Annotated in this window: 14 protein-coding genes; 8 read left to right on the forward strand and 6 right to left on the reverse strand. The window is 72.1% G+C overall.

All coding sequences use genetic code 11. From position 1 onward, the window contains the following. The first annotated feature begins 101 nt into the window (after nucleotides 1-101). Complete coding sequence (locus J1792_RS16350) at nucleotides 102-1253, forward strand: FHA domain-containing protein (protein WP_207247568.1); 1152 nt, start codon at nucleotides 102-104, stop codon at nucleotides 1251-1253. Between the two features lie 68 nt (nucleotides 1254-1321). Here J1792_RS16350 and J1792_RS16355 read toward each other — a convergent pair whose 3' ends face one another. Continuing rightward, on the reverse strand, nucleotides 1322-2530 hold the full coding sequence (locus tag J1792_RS16355; RefSeq protein WP_207247569.1) for a GDSL-type esterase/lipase family protein: 1209 nt from the start codon (nucleotides 2528-2530) through the stop codon (nucleotides 1322-1324). Nucleotides 2531-2778: 248 nt separating this feature from the next. Between J1792_RS16355 and J1792_RS16360 the strand changes: the two genes are divergently transcribed. The 6 genes from J1792_RS16360 to J1792_RS16385 all read left to right on the forward strand — a co-directional run bounded on the left by J1792_RS16360 (nucleotide 2779) and on the right by J1792_RS16385 (nucleotide 8242). Further along, on the forward strand, nucleotides 2779-3756 hold the full coding sequence (locus J1792_RS16360; protein ID WP_307843008.1) for a serine/threonine-protein kinase: 978 nt from the start codon (nucleotides 2779-2781) through the stop codon (nucleotides 3754-3756). Between the two features lie 3 nt (nucleotides 3757-3759). Further along, nucleotides 3760-4221: a hypothetical protein gene (locus tag J1792_RS16365; protein WP_242645935.1), complete on the forward strand. Its 462-nt coding sequence runs from the start codon at nucleotides 3760-3762 to the stop codon at nucleotides 4219-4221. 89 nt (nucleotides 4222-4310) lie between these two features. Continuing rightward, nucleotides 4311-5237, forward strand: coding sequence for a hypothetical protein (locus tag J1792_RS16370; RefSeq protein WP_207247570.1), 927 nt, complete (start codon nucleotides 4311-4313; stop codon nucleotides 5235-5237). 200 nt (nucleotides 5238-5437) lie between these two features. After that, entirely contained in the window at nucleotides 5438-6205 is a 768-nt protein-coding gene (locus J1792_RS16375; RefSeq protein ID WP_086573021.1) for a vWA domain-containing protein, read from the forward strand. A gap of 136 nt (nucleotides 6206-6341) precedes the next feature. Then, nucleotides 6342-7100 carry a PP2C family serine/threonine-protein phosphatase gene (locus tag J1792_RS16380; protein ID WP_086573024.1) on the forward strand — a complete coding sequence of 253 codons (759 nt, stop codon included), beginning with the start codon at nucleotides 6342-6344 and terminating at the stop codon, nucleotides 7098-7100. Then, nucleotides 7097-8242: a hypothetical protein gene (locus tag J1792_RS16385; protein WP_086573020.1), complete on the forward strand. Its 1146-nt coding sequence runs from the start codon at nucleotides 7097-7099 to the stop codon at nucleotides 8240-8242. The genes J1792_RS16380 and J1792_RS16385 overlap by 4 nt, the downstream gene beginning before the upstream one ends. Nucleotides 8243-8253: 11 nt before the next feature. On the opposite strand, the gene J1792_RS16390 is transcribed toward J1792_RS16385, so the two are convergent. Then, entirely contained in the window at nucleotides 8254-9291 is a 1038-nt protein-coding gene (locus J1792_RS16390; RefSeq protein ID WP_307843009.1) for a PP2C family protein-serine/threonine phosphatase, read from the reverse strand. 176 nt (nucleotides 9292-9467) lie between these two features. Then, nucleotides 9468-9653 carry a hypothetical protein gene (locus J1792_RS16395; protein ID WP_086573017.1) on the reverse strand — a complete coding sequence of 62 codons (186 nt, stop codon included), beginning with the start codon at nucleotides 9651-9653 and terminating at the stop codon, nucleotides 9468-9470. Nucleotides 9654-9995: 342 nt separating this feature from the next. Here J1792_RS16395 and J1792_RS16400 point away from each other — a divergent pair, with 342 nt between their 5' ends. Then, on the forward strand, nucleotides 9996-10370 hold the full coding sequence (locus J1792_RS16400) for a hypothetical protein (protein ID WP_143587778.1): 375 nt from the start codon (nucleotides 9996-9998) through the stop codon (nucleotides 10368-10370). Nucleotides 10371-10427: 57 nt separating this feature from the next. Here J1792_RS16400 and J1792_RS16405 read toward each other — a convergent pair whose 3' ends face one another. From J1792_RS16405 to J1792_RS16415, 3 genes are read right to left on the reverse strand one after another with little or no spacing between them, the layout of a single operon-like run. Continuing rightward, nucleotides 10428-11963 carry an AMP-binding protein gene (locus J1792_RS16405; protein WP_207247571.1) on the reverse strand — a complete coding sequence of 512 codons (1536 nt, stop codon included), beginning with the start codon at nucleotides 11961-11963 and terminating at the stop codon, nucleotides 10428-10430. Nucleotides 11964-12007: 44 nt separating this feature from the next. Then, nucleotides 12008-12916: a carbohydrate kinase family protein gene (locus J1792_RS16410; RefSeq protein ID WP_207247572.1), complete on the reverse strand. Its 909-nt coding sequence runs from the start codon at nucleotides 12914-12916 to the stop codon at nucleotides 12008-12010. Continuing rightward, complete coding sequence (locus J1792_RS16415) at nucleotides 12913-13815, reverse strand: pseudouridine-5'-phosphate glycosidase (RefSeq protein WP_086573023.1); 903 nt, start codon at nucleotides 13813-13815, stop codon at nucleotides 12913-12915. The genes J1792_RS16410 and J1792_RS16415 overlap by 4 nt, the downstream gene beginning before the upstream one ends. Nucleotides 13816-13986 lie beyond the last annotated feature (171 nt).

Consider the following 13986-nt stretch of genomic DNA (forward strand, 5'->3'; position numbering starts at 1 on the left):
CGTACAGGCCCGCCCGCCACACGAACCCGTCAACACCTCAACACGTCAACACGCCGACATACCCGCACTCCGACGTGGCGGCACGAAGGGCCGGAGGGCCGATGGAGCACAACCTGCCAGGCGCGGCGGACCTGGCCGACTACCTGGTCGACCTGTCCAACGTGGTACGCGACCGGTCGCTCGGCGCCCCGGGGGTCCGCTCCCTGCACCGGTTCCGGCTCGTCGTACAGGCCTTGGTGCGCCTCACCGGCGATCCCGACGTCCCCGTCTACCCCGTGGCCGACGCGAGCCTGCTCGGCGGGGCCCGCGAGTTCACCGACCCGGGCGACGTGGCGACGCTCCGGCGCTGGGTCGAGGAGGGGCTGGTCGAGGAGGTCGGCGACGCCGACCGGCGCATCCTGGAACTGATGGAGATGACCAGCGCCGCACATACCCGGACCGTCACCGGCGACCTCCTGGTCGGCCACCGCCGCGAACACCCCTGGATCCAGGGGAACACCGACCGGTTCCTCAAGCCGGTGGCGGGACCGTCCGGCTCGGTACGGCTCGTCCCGCTGGACATGGGCGTCCGTACACAGGCGGAGATCTCCCGGAACGACGAGCTCGCGGCGTTCAAGAAGCAGGGTCTGCTGCTCAAGAGCTCACAGCAGCCGATCTCCGCCGTGATCAAACGGTTCTGGCGCTGCCCGGAGCGGCGCTGCTCCCTCTACGATCCCCGCAGCGGCCGCGTGCTGCTGCCCCGCATGCGGGGCGGGGTCCCCACCTGCGAGGTGCACAGCCTGCCTCTGGCCGACGCCGGGCCCCGCCCGGCCATGGCCCAGCTCAAGGCCATGGTGAACGGCGGCTGCGCGGCCCGCTACACCGTGGAGGAGGGCTCGCGCACCGCCGTCGGCCGCAACCCCGAGGGCGGCATCGCCCTGTACGCCCTGCTGTCCCCGCAGGTGGCGGCGCGCGTCAGCCGTGAGCACGTGGTCGTCTCCACCACCGACGGTATCCTCCGGGTCCGGGACGTCAGCACGTACGGCACCCGCATGCGCGCCGCCGACCGCCGTGGCCGCCTGGGCCCCTGGGAGCGGCTGACCCGGGACAAGGACCGGCGCTTCGGTCCCGGCGACGAGGTGGAGCTCGCGCCCGGCGTGGTGCTCACCCGCAGCGGCCGGCGCTTCCCGGCGGAGCTGGCGACGGCCTGGCGGACCGGCCCCAAGGGCCCGTCGGCTCCGCCGGAAGCGTCCATGCCGACGTCGTTTCGCTGAACCCCCGGGCTGAATGCCCAGGCTGAATGCCCGCGCTGAATCCCCGTGCTTGGTCGCTGTCGCGCTGCTCAGCGGCTTCCGGCGGCGAACGGGCCGGCGTCGCCGAAGGCCAGTTCGGCGAAGCGCTCGCCGATGCGGCGGTGGCCGGCGGGGTCCGGGTGGAGCTCGTCGGGCAGGGGCAGCTCGGCGAAGTCGGGCTCGCCGTACAGCGAACGACCGTCGAGGTAGTGCAGGTTGGGGTCGTCGGCCGCTCGTAGCCCGGTGATGCGCGAGAGCTCGTCCCGGATGATGTTGAGCGTCAGCCGGGTGCGGTCCGACGGGTCGCCCGTGGCCCGGAACCGCGGCTTCTGGCCGTCGAATTCCATTGCGGCGGGGCCCGGGGTGTCCTCGTGGATGGGGCAGAAGACGGGGGAGACGACCAGCAGGGGCGCGGTGGGGTGCCCCTCGCGGAGGGTGTCGAGGAACCCGTGCACGGCCGGGGCGAAGGCGCGCAGGCGCATCAGGTCGGTGTTGACCAGGTTGATGCCGATCTTGACGCTGATCAGGTCCGCGGGGGTGTCGCGCATGGCGCGTGCGGTGAACGGGTCGAGCAGGGCGTTGCCGCCGAATCCCAGGTTGATCAGCTCCACACCGCCCCGGAGGGCGGCGAGCGCCGGCCAGGTCGCCGTCGGACGGTCGGCGTTGGAGCCGTGACTGAGGGAGCTGCCGTGGTGCAGCCACACCCTGCGGCCGGAGTCCGGTACGGCCTCGACCGGCGCGTCGGTGCGCAGGGCGACCAGCTCGGTGGTCTCGTTGTGCGGCAGCCAGATCTCGACGTCCTTCGCGTCGGCGGACAGCCCGGTGAAGCGTACGGTGCCGGGCGGGCCGGGACGGGTTTCCATGGACCCGGTGGTCAGGTCGATGACCCGCACGTTGCCGCCGGTCACGCTGGCCCGTCCGCTGGGGCGGCCGTCGACGAGCAGCTCGTACACGCCGTCCAGGGGGGCGGGGGCGCCCTGGTAGAGCCTCTTGGTGGGGAGTACGTCCAGCTCGAGGGCGGTGGCCCGGGTGCGGAAGGCCAGCCGCACGCCGGAGGGCTGGGCCTCCATCATGGCGAGGAACGGGTCGGGGAACTGCTTCCGCGCCCGGGCGGGCAGCCGGTGCGGCAGCAGGCCGTGCGCGGTGCGTTCCACATCGAGGGCGCCACGCAGGATGCGGGGTTCGATCGGCGTCGTGATCCAGTCGGTCGCCGTGCCTGCTCGCTCCGGCTCGGGGACGTCGTCGAGCTGGGTGTTCATGGGCCCACCCTGCCAAGCGGATTCCCGGTTCGCACATGATTTTCCCCGGGCACCCGCTCTCCCCGGCGGCCGGTGGCGCCCCGTCACGCGCGACCGACGTCCGCCGATATGCGCGTGGCAGGTACCGGACGGGGCGATTCGCGGGACACTCTGCACGTCCACGTGTCCATGGCGGTGCGGCCGGAGCCACGCGCGCCGTGTGAGTGGGACGAAGCCATACGACGGGGGTGGTGATGGTGGAGTTACCGGTGGGTGATCCCCGATGGGTCGGCCGCTACCGCATCGTGGGGCGGCTCGGATCCGGGGGCATGGGCTGGGTGTACCTGGCCCGTTCGCCGGGCGGGCGGCTGATGGCGGTGAAGGTGGTACGCCCGGAACTGGCCGCCGACCGGACGTTCCGGAAGCGGTTCGCACGCGAGGTCGAGGCCGCTCGAGCCGTGGGCGGCGCCTTCACCGCATCCGTCGTCGACGCCGACGCCGAGGCCGATCCGCCGTGGCTGGCGACCGTGTACGTGCCCGGCCCCTCCCTCACGGAGGCCGTGCGCGCCGACGGGCCGCTCCCGGAGGAGCAGGTGTGGCAGCTGGGCGCGGGCCTGGTGGAGGCGCTGCAGGCCATCCACGGTGCGCATGTGGTGCACCGGGACCTCAAGCCGTCGAACGTCCTGCTGGCGGAGGACGGCCCCCGGGTCATCGACTTCGGGATCTCGCTGGTCGAGGGCCGGAACGGTCTCACGCTGCCGGGCGTGGTCATGGGCACACCGCCGTTCATGTCGCCGGAGCAGGTGATGGGCGAGCGGGTCGGGCCGCCCAGCGATGTCTTCTCGCTCGGGGGCGTGCTGGTGTTCGCGGCGACCGGCCGGGCGCCCTTCGGCCACGGGGAGGGGCTGTTCTACCGCGTCGCGCACCAGGAGCCGCGCCTGGACGCGGTGCCGGCCGGGCTGCGGAGTCTCGTCGCACGGTGCATGGCGAAGCCGCCGGGGGCCCGGCCCACGACCGAGGCCCTGCTGGAGGAGTTCGCGGCCCGGTCCGCCGAGGTGGCGGAGGAGTGCTGGCCGCCGCCCGGGGTCGCCGAGACCATTCGCGAGCGTGCCGGCGAGGTGGAGGCACGGGGGTCGACCGGTACGCCCGGTGCTTCCGTGCCCTCCCGTTTGTTGTCGCATGCCGAGGCCCTGCTCGATGCCGGGCTGACCGACGGCATGGTCGTCGAGGCGTCGTGGAGGCGGTGAGTCGTGGCGGACGGTGAGACGGCGAATCCGGGATGGGACGAGAGGGAAGTGGGCGCCCACTGGCGCTGGTTGGTGAGCGACTGGGCGACGCACAGCAATTTCCATTCCGTCCCGGACGCCACCTCCATATCGCTGGAATTCGACCTTCCAGAGGTGGGACGTGTGATGACCGTGAGATTCATGGCGACGGCGAGACTTCTCGTCGCCTTTATGACCGATGGCCGGTTCCTGTCGAAGGACCAGTTGGCGCTGGGGGCGGCCGCCGCGAACGCCTGGAACGTCGAACGGCTGATCCCCGTACTGTCCGTCTGGGACGTACGCGGGCCGCACCCCTGTCTCGCCGGATCATGCGTTCTGCCGTTGACCTGCCGGATCGCGGCTTCGGACTTCCATGTGCTCGCCGGCGAATGGGTGGAGGCGGCCGTCCAGATGTTCACCCGGTGCCATCAGGTGTTCAGACTTTAATAAGTATGCGCGGAAACTGTGCATGCCCTGACGGTGGCCGGTAACGGTCCCTAGAATTACCGCACTTCGCCCGGGGCTGAGGGGGTGCCATGGGCCGGTCGCTGCTTGCGATGCTTTTCGTGGGGCTGCTGATGGCGGTGCCGCGTACGAACGCTTCCGCCGCCGACTCCACGTCGTGCACGGATGCCAATCTGACATGCTGGGCCAAGGCGCTCCAGGCGGGAAAGTCCGTCATGGTCAGACTCGAGGGGCCCGTGGATCCGAGCGGCATCTCGAAGGACGGGAAGCCGCCTTCCGACGATGACCTCAAGACGTTCAAGGAGGCCCGCGACCGCGGCGGAAAGCTGATCGTGTGGGTGACCGGACAGGCCCGCACGGGCGCCGGAGGGACACTGCTCCTCGTGCTCACCGCGGACACGGACCGGTTCGTGGGCCCGGACGTCGAACTCACCCGCCTGGACGACACCACCCACACCCTCCTCGAACGGTTCGGCGCCTGCGACCCCCTGTGCAAGAAGAACCGGGAGTCCAAAGAGGGCGTCCAGGGAAGGCAGCTGATCGAGGCGAAACTCGCCCGAGCGATCGACAGCGACATCACCATCGGCACCAAGAACGGTGGCGGGGACAGGGCAGACGGCCCCGGCGTGAGCGCCCCCGCCGCGAGCGGCCCCGGTGGCACGAAGAAGGCCGACGACACGGACGACTCACGGTGGCTCCTCACCGTGACCGGCGGGGGACTCCTGGCGCTGCTGGCGATCCTCGGCGTCCTCATCGTCCGCTCCGGCAAGCGCTGGGAGCCCGCCACCGGACTGCCCGGCACCGGCCCGCCCCGCCCAAGCCCCGCCCCCGCCCGGAGATCCCCCGGGCCGCCCCGCCATGGCCGCCCGGCGCCGCAAACCCGTGTCCGTACCGTCCGGCCCGCCGCGCTCGGCCACCGTCCGCACGGGTCTCCACCCGCAGGGCTATGTGGAGCTCGGGCGCTGCCTGTACCGGGCCACCTGGGCGGATCCTCGTGAGCCGACCCCCGCCCTCGGCGAGGTCGTCGACGTCTTCGAGGCCGACGCACGAACGGGGACCGAACCCGGCGTCCTCCTCGCCTTCCCGCACGACGCGGGACGGTAGGCGACGGCATCCGGACCACGTACACCTCACCTCGCGCCCTTCACCGCCCGTTGTCCCGCCATCCCGCCATCCCGTCAGGAGTTCCGGAGCAGCCATGCGCCACAACCGTGCCCGCAACAGGACCGTGCGGACCGAATACGCCGACATCGAGTTCGAGAACAACGCCCAGCGCCTGCCCCTGGTGCTCTGCCTGGACACCTCCAGTTCCATGTCCGGCCCCCCGATACAGACGCTCAACGAGGCACTGCGCGAATGGGCGAGGGAGCTGCACGACGACGTGAGCCTCAGCCACAGCGTCGACGTCGCCGTCGTCACGTTCGGGCAGCAGGGGGTGAGCACCTGGCAGGGATCGCGGCAGCTGCCCCCGCAGTCACCGGACAGCCCCTTCGTGCCGGCCCACGCCTTCCGGCCCCCGCTGCTCTTCGCGGAGGGCGTCACGCTGATGACCGAGGCCCTGGAGCTGGCCATGTGGATCGTCTCGGCACGCAAGACCGAGCTGAGGCGGTCCGGGCTGCAGTACTACCGCCCCCAGATCTGCCTGGTGACCGACGGCCTGCCCACCGACGGCACCGGACACCCCACCGACAACTGGAAGCGGGTGGTTCCCGTGCTGGCCGCCGAGCAACAGGCGAGGCACTTCCGGCTGTACGCGATCGGCGTGGGCGGTATCACGCCGCGCGGTGAGGAAGTGCTGCAGGCCTTCGCCCCGAAGTTCAACGCCCGGCTGAACGGCTTCCCGTTCCGCCAGCTGCTCCAGATGATGTCGGCCAGTGCCACCGCCGAGCAGAAGGGCGCCGGGGACGAGGTGTTCGAGAAGATATTCAGCCAGTTCAAGACCCAGCGCCCGGCCTGGGAATCCTGACCGGGGCCCGGGCATCGTGGACAGGCAGGACAGGCAGGACAGGCAGGACAGGCAGGACAGGCAGGACAGGCAGGGCTGGTACGACGGGCTGGACCGGCACGACGGACCGGCGCGGCCGGGATGGCGGATCCACGGAATGAGCGTCGAGGGGTACCGCCACCGGCGGGAGAACATCCCCTGCCAGGACGCCTGGCACTCCGCGGTGGTGGGTCCGCCCGACGCCGCCGTGGTCGTGCTGGCGGTCGCGGACGGCGCCGGCAGCCGCCCCCACTCCGGACAGGGCGCCAGATTCGCGGTCCAACTGGCGACCACGCACTTCGGGCAGCGCGCCGAGGCACGGCCGCAGACCGCCCAGGAGGTGCACGAGCTGCTGCTGGACGCCTTCGTGGATGTACGGGAGGAGTTCGTGAGCCGTACGGAGGGAGACCCGGACGACTTCGCGGCCACCCTCACCGTGGTGGTGCTCGCTCCCACCTGGCTGGGCCATCTCAGCGTCGGCGACGGCTTCGTCGTGGTCCGGTCGGGGGCCGAGGGCGGGGAGCGGCACTTCCATCTGCTGCCTCAGCCGGACGCCGTCAGCGAGTACAGCAACGAGACCGTCTTCCTCACCTCGACCGACGCCGAGCACTGGGTCCACACCGAGTGCGTCCGCGACGACGGGATCGACGGCGTGCTGCTCTCCACGGACGGGCTGACGCAGGCCGCGCTGTCCCGGCCGCCCGGACGGCCGCGCGGCGCCAACGCCTCCTTCGCCTCGGCCGTCCTGCGTTCCCTCGACAGCCCCGGACCCGATCCGCACGCGGACGACCGGGCGCTGGCCGAACTGCTCCGCTCCGACCGGCTGACGGCCTTCAACGCCGACGACAAGACGCTGCTGAGGGCGGTGCGGGCATGAGCGGTCGTGTCGTGTTCATCGGCGGCGAGCGCGTCGTGCTCGCCGAGAACCCCCTCAAGAGCGGAGGACAGGCCGCCGTGTTCGAGGTCGAGGGACAGCCCGGATCCGTCGTCAAGATCTACCACGAGCCGCCCGGGCCCGAGCAGGAACGACGGCTGTGCCGCATGCTGACGATGGCGCCGCTGGGCGGCCGGCCCGTGGACTTCACCCAGCAGCCGGAGCTCGCCTGGCCCACCGCGCCGGCGCGCGACCCCGGCGGAGAGTTCGTCGGCTACGCCATGCGCAAGTTCGGCGAACCCGAGCACGTACAGCTCGTGGCCCTGTTCTCCCGCGCCCAGCGGCTGCGCATGTTCCCCGATCGCGCCGACTGGAAGTTCCTGCTCGGGGTGAGCTGGAACCTGGCCTTCATGACGGCCCGGATGCACGACGAGGACCTCGTCATCGGCGACTTCTCCAGCAACAACGTCGTCGTCGACCGGAACGGGTTCATCACCTTCCTCGACTGCGACTCCATCGCCTTCACCGACCCGGTGTCGGGGGAGGCCTTCCCCTGCGAGATGCACACCGCCGACTACTCCGCGCCCGAACGGCAGGCGGGCGGCCCGGCCACCCGCGCGAGCGACGACTTCGCGCTGGCGGTGCTGATCTACCAGATCCTCACGGCGGGCAACCACCCCTTCGGCGGCGTGCTCCACGACAGCGACTCGCAGGCCACGGTCAAGGACAACATCGCCGCCAGCTGCTCCTACGTCGTACGGCCCGAACGCGTGGTCATCCCGCGCGGCGTCATCGACCCGAGCGTCCTGCCGCCCGCGCTGCTCGCCCTCGCCCACCGCGCCTTCGGGCTGGGGGTGACCAACCCGCCGGCCCGGCCCTCCGCGCGGGAATGGCTGGTGGCCCTGACGCAGGAACGGCCGAGCGTACGCACCTGCACGGCCCGCCCGCTCCACAGCTACGGGTCCCACCTGGACGCCTGCCCCTGGTGCGCGCGCCTCGCCGCCACCGGCGTGGACACCTTCGGGGCGACACCCCTTCCGGACGGGACACCCGTTCCGGAGCAGGAGTGGGGGCTGCGAGCGGTGCTGATCGCTGCGGCCGTGATCGTACTGATCCTGGTGGTGGTCGTGCTGACGTACGCCTGAGCCGACGACCGCTAAGCCGACCGCTCGACGAGAAGCATCGCCACGTCGTCCGCCAGGTGGCCGTGGGTGTGCCGGACCAGCTCCTCGTGCAGTTGTTCCAGGTAGTCCTGCGGGGTGTGGGCGCTCACCCTCTCCATGGCCTCGGCCAGCGGGAAGAAGCCGTTGTCCTGGCCTCGGGCCTCGATCACGCCGTCGGTGTACAGCAGCAGACGGTCACCGGCCGCGAACGGGTATCTCTCGGCCGTGTCGGGAAGGCCGGTGACGAGGTCCTCCAGGCCCAGGGGCGGCATCGCGGAGGTGGGCGCCAAGGCCAGGACCTTGCCCTGGCGCAGCACCAGTGGAGGTGGATGCCCCCGGTTGACCACTTCGACGACGGGTCCGTCCGGTACCTGGGCCACCAGGGCGGTGACGAATCCTTCCGTCAGGGATTCATGATCGACCGCACCCGGTACGGCGCACTCCCGTCGCAGCGCGGCCACGCAGTGGTGGATCACTTCCACGAGGTCGTCCTCGTAGTGCACGGCCTCCCGGAACGCGCCCAGCACGGCGGCGGCCGAGCGCACGGCGGGCAGTCCGTTGCCCCGGACGTCCCCCACGATCATGCGGACTCCGTACCGGGTCTGCACGGCCTCGTACAGATCGCCCCCGATCTGCGCGCCCGTCTCGGCCGCGAGGTACATGCTGGCGGCCTGGACCGGCCCCAGGCGCCGGGGTACGGGCCGCAGGATGACGTCCTGCGCGGCGGCGGCGATCCGGCGGATCTGCTCGAGCTCGCTGGACCGGCGCGACTGCACGGCGCTGCTGGTCGTGACGCTGGCGACGGAGACCAGAAAGAGCGCTATCAGGTTGGTATAGACCTGCTGGCCGCCCCAGGCGTGGTTGTGGGTCGCGGTGATGACGCTGACCAGCAGGGCGACGGCCGCCGCCGACAGGGTGCCCTTGGGGCCCATCGTCACCGCGGCCAGCGCGGGCGTCGCCGTGAGGAGCGGGCCCGTGTACAGAAAGTGCGCGGGCGAGAGCTCGATGCCCACCACCAGCAAGGCGATCACGAACGGTATGCACTCTGCCGCTGTGAAGAGGCGCCGGCTGAGGACGCCCGTTCCCGGCCGAGGAGGTGAGCGGAGGGGCCACCGCATGCTTACAGGTTCCCCCGAACAGCCTCGATGTTCCACTCGTCGCTCCCGGACCCCGGGGTGCGTCGGTCACCAGGGCGGTACGGACGTCCTCACCGCTGCCCGGCCCGGGTACGGGCGGCCTCCGCCAGGCGCCGGGTCGCCGCCACGTCGTTGCGGGAATCGGTCGCGCAGTGCACCACCACCCCCGCATCCGCCGGGGCGGCGTCGAGGCCCGTGCCGTCGGCGAGCGCGGGTGCTTCCGGCCGGACGCGGGGTCGGTCGCCCGGCCCCGACAATGAGGCGCCTTTTCGGCTGCGATCACGCCAACTCCATTGGTATAATCGTGAATTACCGCGCGATCACGTTCAGAGACGGCGGCTTGCGGGCGCCCCTTCGGCGATGGTGCGGCAATCGACGCTGCTGTCCGGGGGAATCGCATGCGTTCTCAGACATCCTGTGCCCGATTCGTCTCCAGTTCGATAGTGGGCCTGCTCCTGCTGATGGGTTCGAGCGCCTGTGGATCCGGAGACTCGAAAGCGAGCGGTTCCGCGGACGTGTCACGTTCCTCAGCCGCCAAGGGTTCTGTCGGCACATCAGCTCCCGACGGCACCTCGGGCTCTGTCGGCACGTCCGGCTCCGTGGCCGCAACGGTTTCCGGTGGCGTCCCGGGATTTTCCGGTGCGTCGGGTTCTCGTGGTTCGTCGGGCTCCGGCAGCGCCGCGGACCCCTCGGTGCCCCCACAGGTGGTGGGAGTCTGGTGCGGCGGGCGTAATGACGCCCCCGAAGGGCACTGGACCTACGCCTTCACCAGGGACGGCAGGTTCGCCATGCAGAACGCGCGGATCGGCAGCCTTTCCGGTTATGTCGTCGCCTCGGGGCACGTCATGGAATTCCATTCCACCGGTCTCAAGGCTCCCGTCGCCTCGACGTGGGAGGTGAGGGCGGACCCTGTCGTCGGGGACATGCTGTTCCTCGACGGATTCAGCTACGTCCGTGGCAGCTGCACTTCGTGAACCGCCTTTCCCCGCCCCGTCGCCCGGCGCCGCATCGAGTCCGCCCCGCCGTCCGCGTCAGCCGCCCAGTGTCCTGCGCAGCAGTTCCTTGTCGGGCTTGCCCGCCGAGGTGAGAGGGATGTCGGGCAGGAGGTGGAGGGCCTCGGGTGCGTACATGGGGCCCTTGTGGGTGGTGACGAAGGAGCGGATCTGCTCGAGGCCGGGGGCGTGGCCGTCCCGGGGGACGACGGCGGCGTGGACGTGCTCGCCGGCGTCGGCGTCCCGGGTGCCGAAGACCGCGCACCGGGCGACGGCGGGGTGGGAGAGGAGAAGCTCCTCGAGCTCGGTGGGGTGGACGTGGCCGCCCACCACGATGATCAGGTCCTTGAGGCGGTCGACGACGAAGAGGTAGCCGTCGTCGTCGAGGTAGCCGATGTCCCCGGTGCGCAGCCATCCGTCCCGCAGGACCTCGGCGGTGAGGTCGGGGCGCTTCCAGTAGCCGGGCATGACGCCGGGGGAGCGCACCTGGATCTCGCCTTCCGCGCCGGGCGGCAGGGTCCGGCCGCCGACGTCGCGGATGGCGACCTCGACCCAGGGCAGTGGGCGGCCGGTGGTGACCCGGCCTCCGCGCCCGGTCACCGTGTGCTCGTGCGGGCGTGCTTCGGCGATGGCGGGGACCTCCGTCTGGCCGTACCAGCCGTAGAGGATCGGGCCGAAGACGTCGACGGCCTGGCGCAGGCGGGTGGCGGAGGCGGGGGAGCCGCCGTAGGTGATCCGGGTGAGGCTCGACAAGTCGGTGCCGGCCAGCGCGGGGTGGTCGAGCAGCCGGTGGAGCAGAGGCGGCAGGAGCCACATGTGGGTGATCCGTTCCTGTTCGATCGTCGCGAGGACGTCGCCGGGGTCGAAGCCGTGCCTCAGGACGGCGGAGCCGCCCTGGCACAGGGTCTTGTCGGTGAGGGGGCCGGAGAGCCGGGCGAGCGGTGTGCAGGCGAGGTAGCGGGGCGGGTCGCCCGCGTCGGGGAGCGGGTGGTCCAGGCCCCGGCTGTAGGGGCCATGGGTCGTACGGATCCCCTTGGGGATACCCGTGGTGCCGCCGGTGAACGCGATGGACAGGTCGTCCTCGGGGCGGACCCCGGACGTGAACGAGAGCGCCTCGTGCCGGGAGGAGACCGCCAGGGCGTCCTCGCCGAACGGGCCGGGCCCCAGGCCCAGTACGACGGGAGGCTCGACCAGGGACAGCAGCTCCTTCGCGGCCGCGTGCCGGGTGGAGTCGACGAGCAGCATCGTGGTCTCGACGGTCCGCACGATGCGCGCGAGCACCGCAGGGGCCATCCCCTCGTAGAGGTGGACCACGCGGGCGCCGGCGACGTGGGCCGCGTAGCGTCCGACGAGGGCTTCGGGGGTGTTGCCGGTGAGCAGGGCGACGGTCGCGCCGCGGCCGGCTCCCCGTCCGGCCAGTTCCCTGGCCATCCGGTACGTGCTGTCGCGCAGCTCGCCCGCCGTGACCCGCCGCCCGTCGGCGGCGGTCAGCACGGGCCGGCCGGGGTCGCGCGAGAGCGCGTCGAGGATCGCCGTGGGGTAGCTGACGAAAGGGGCGGAGTGGTCTTGGCTCATGTTCGGCTCTCCTTGGAGGAGTTGGCGGAACGGATCCGGCGCGCCTAGGCGGGGATGTGGGGGCGGGCGCCGATGAGGGTGACGGCTCGGGCGCCGGCGCGGCAGCCGTGGCGCGCGGCCGCGGCCGGGTCGTGTCCTGCCAGGCGGGCCGCGAGGAAGGCCCCGGTGAAGGCGTCGCCCGCGCCGGTGGTGTCCACGGCGGTGGCGGGCTCGGCCGGAACCCTGGCGGTGACCGCGCCGGACGCGGCGACCAGAGCCCCTCGCGGGCCCTGTGTGCAGACCACCAGCGGGAAGTGGCGGCTGAGCTTGGCCGCGGCGTCCGCCGGGTCCGGCAGACCGGTCAGGAGCGCGGCTTCGTCGTGGTTGGGCAGCAGGACGTCCGCCCCCGCCAGGGCCGTGAGGAAACGGTCCACCCCGTAACGGGCGATGAAGCCGGCGGAGGCCGGGTCGACGCTCACCGGCACGGAACGGGCGCGGGCAGCCTCCATCGCCAGCCGGGCGGCCGTGCGGCTCGCGTCGGCGAAGAAGAGGTAGCCGGAGACGTGTAGATGGCCGACGCCGGTGAGGAGGTCGTCACTGCAGTCGGCGGCCGACAGGCGCAGCACCGCTCCGCTGTCGGTGAGGAACGTCCGTTCGCCGTCCGCGCCGACCAGGCAGATGACCGTGCCCGTGGGGGCGTCGGGGTCGGTCACCAGGTGGGGCCGGACGCCGGCCGCGCGCAGGGCGCGGTCGTGCCGGTCCGCCGCGTCCACGCCGACCCGGGCCAGGAGGCGTACGTCCTGGACGCCTGAGTACGCGGCCCAGCAGGCCACGTTGGCGCCGGCGCCGCCCGGGAGGGTGACGATCCGGGCCGCCGTGTCGGTCGCGGGGGCGAGCGGGGTGCGGTGACGGGCGAGGACGTCGGTGACCACGTCGCCGACGACGAGCAGCGCCGTACCGCCGGCGCCGGTCATGAGGCGTACGCCACGGCGATCTCGGCCGCCAGCCGTACGTTGCCCCGCACCGCGGCCACGTTGGCCTCCAGGGAAGCGCCGTCGGTGTGCCGGACGAGGTAGTCCAGGAGGAAGGGCGTGACCGCCTGGCCCGTCACGCCGTCCCGCGCACACGCCTCCAGCGCCTGGGCCAGCACCCGGTCGTGCAGCACCGGGTCCAGTTGCTGCGCCGGGGGCACGGGGTTCGCGACGATCAGAGCCGAGGGCGGACCGTCGAGCGCGTCCTGGGCGCGCAGGACGCCGGCCACCTCCGCCGCCGTCCCGGCCGTCCAGTCGACCGGCTCGCCGGAACCGCTGAGATAGAAGCCGGGGAACTCCGTGGTCCGGAAGCCCAGCACGCCGATGCCGAGCGTCTCCAGACGCTGCAGGGTCGCGGGTACGTCCAGGACCGACTTCACCCCCGCGCAGACCACCGCGATCCGCACCTTCGCCAGCAGGTGCAGGTCCGCCGACTCGTCCTGGCACTGTTCCCACTGACGGTGGACGCCGCCCAGGCCGCCCGTCGCGAAGACGCGGATACCGGCCCGCGCGGCGAGGAGGGCGGTGGCGGACACCGTCGTCGCCCCGCTCGCTTTCGCCGCCACCGCCGGGGCCAGGTCCCGGTGCCCCAGCTTGCGGAAGCCGTCCTCGCCGGCCACGCGCGCCAACCGCGCCGCGTCCAGGCCGACGTGGGGGCGCCCGTCCAGCACCGCGATGGTCGCGGGAACGGCGCCGCCGGCCCGTACGAGGCCCTCCAGCTCCTCCGCCACCCGCAGATTCCGGGGCCGGGGCAGGCCGTGGGCGATGATCGTCGACTCCAGGGCGACCACCGGTCGGCCACGGTCCAGTGCCTGCCGCACCTCGTCCGACACGACCAGCAGCCGATCTTCTGACGCCTCCGACACCACAGGCCCCTCCCATCACGCCCAGCACGACGCCGCTCACCGGATCCCCGATGCCCAGAGCCGTTCCCCGAACCATGACATCGGAAGCCTTCGCACGACGACGAGTGGCCGTGAGGCCGCCGCTTCCCCCCGAAGCGGCGGCCTGTT

Source organism: Streptomyces triculaminicus, from assembly GCF_017349075.1.
GTDB lineage: Bacteria > Actinomycetota > Actinomycetes > Streptomycetales > Streptomycetaceae > Streptomyces > Streptomyces triculaminicus.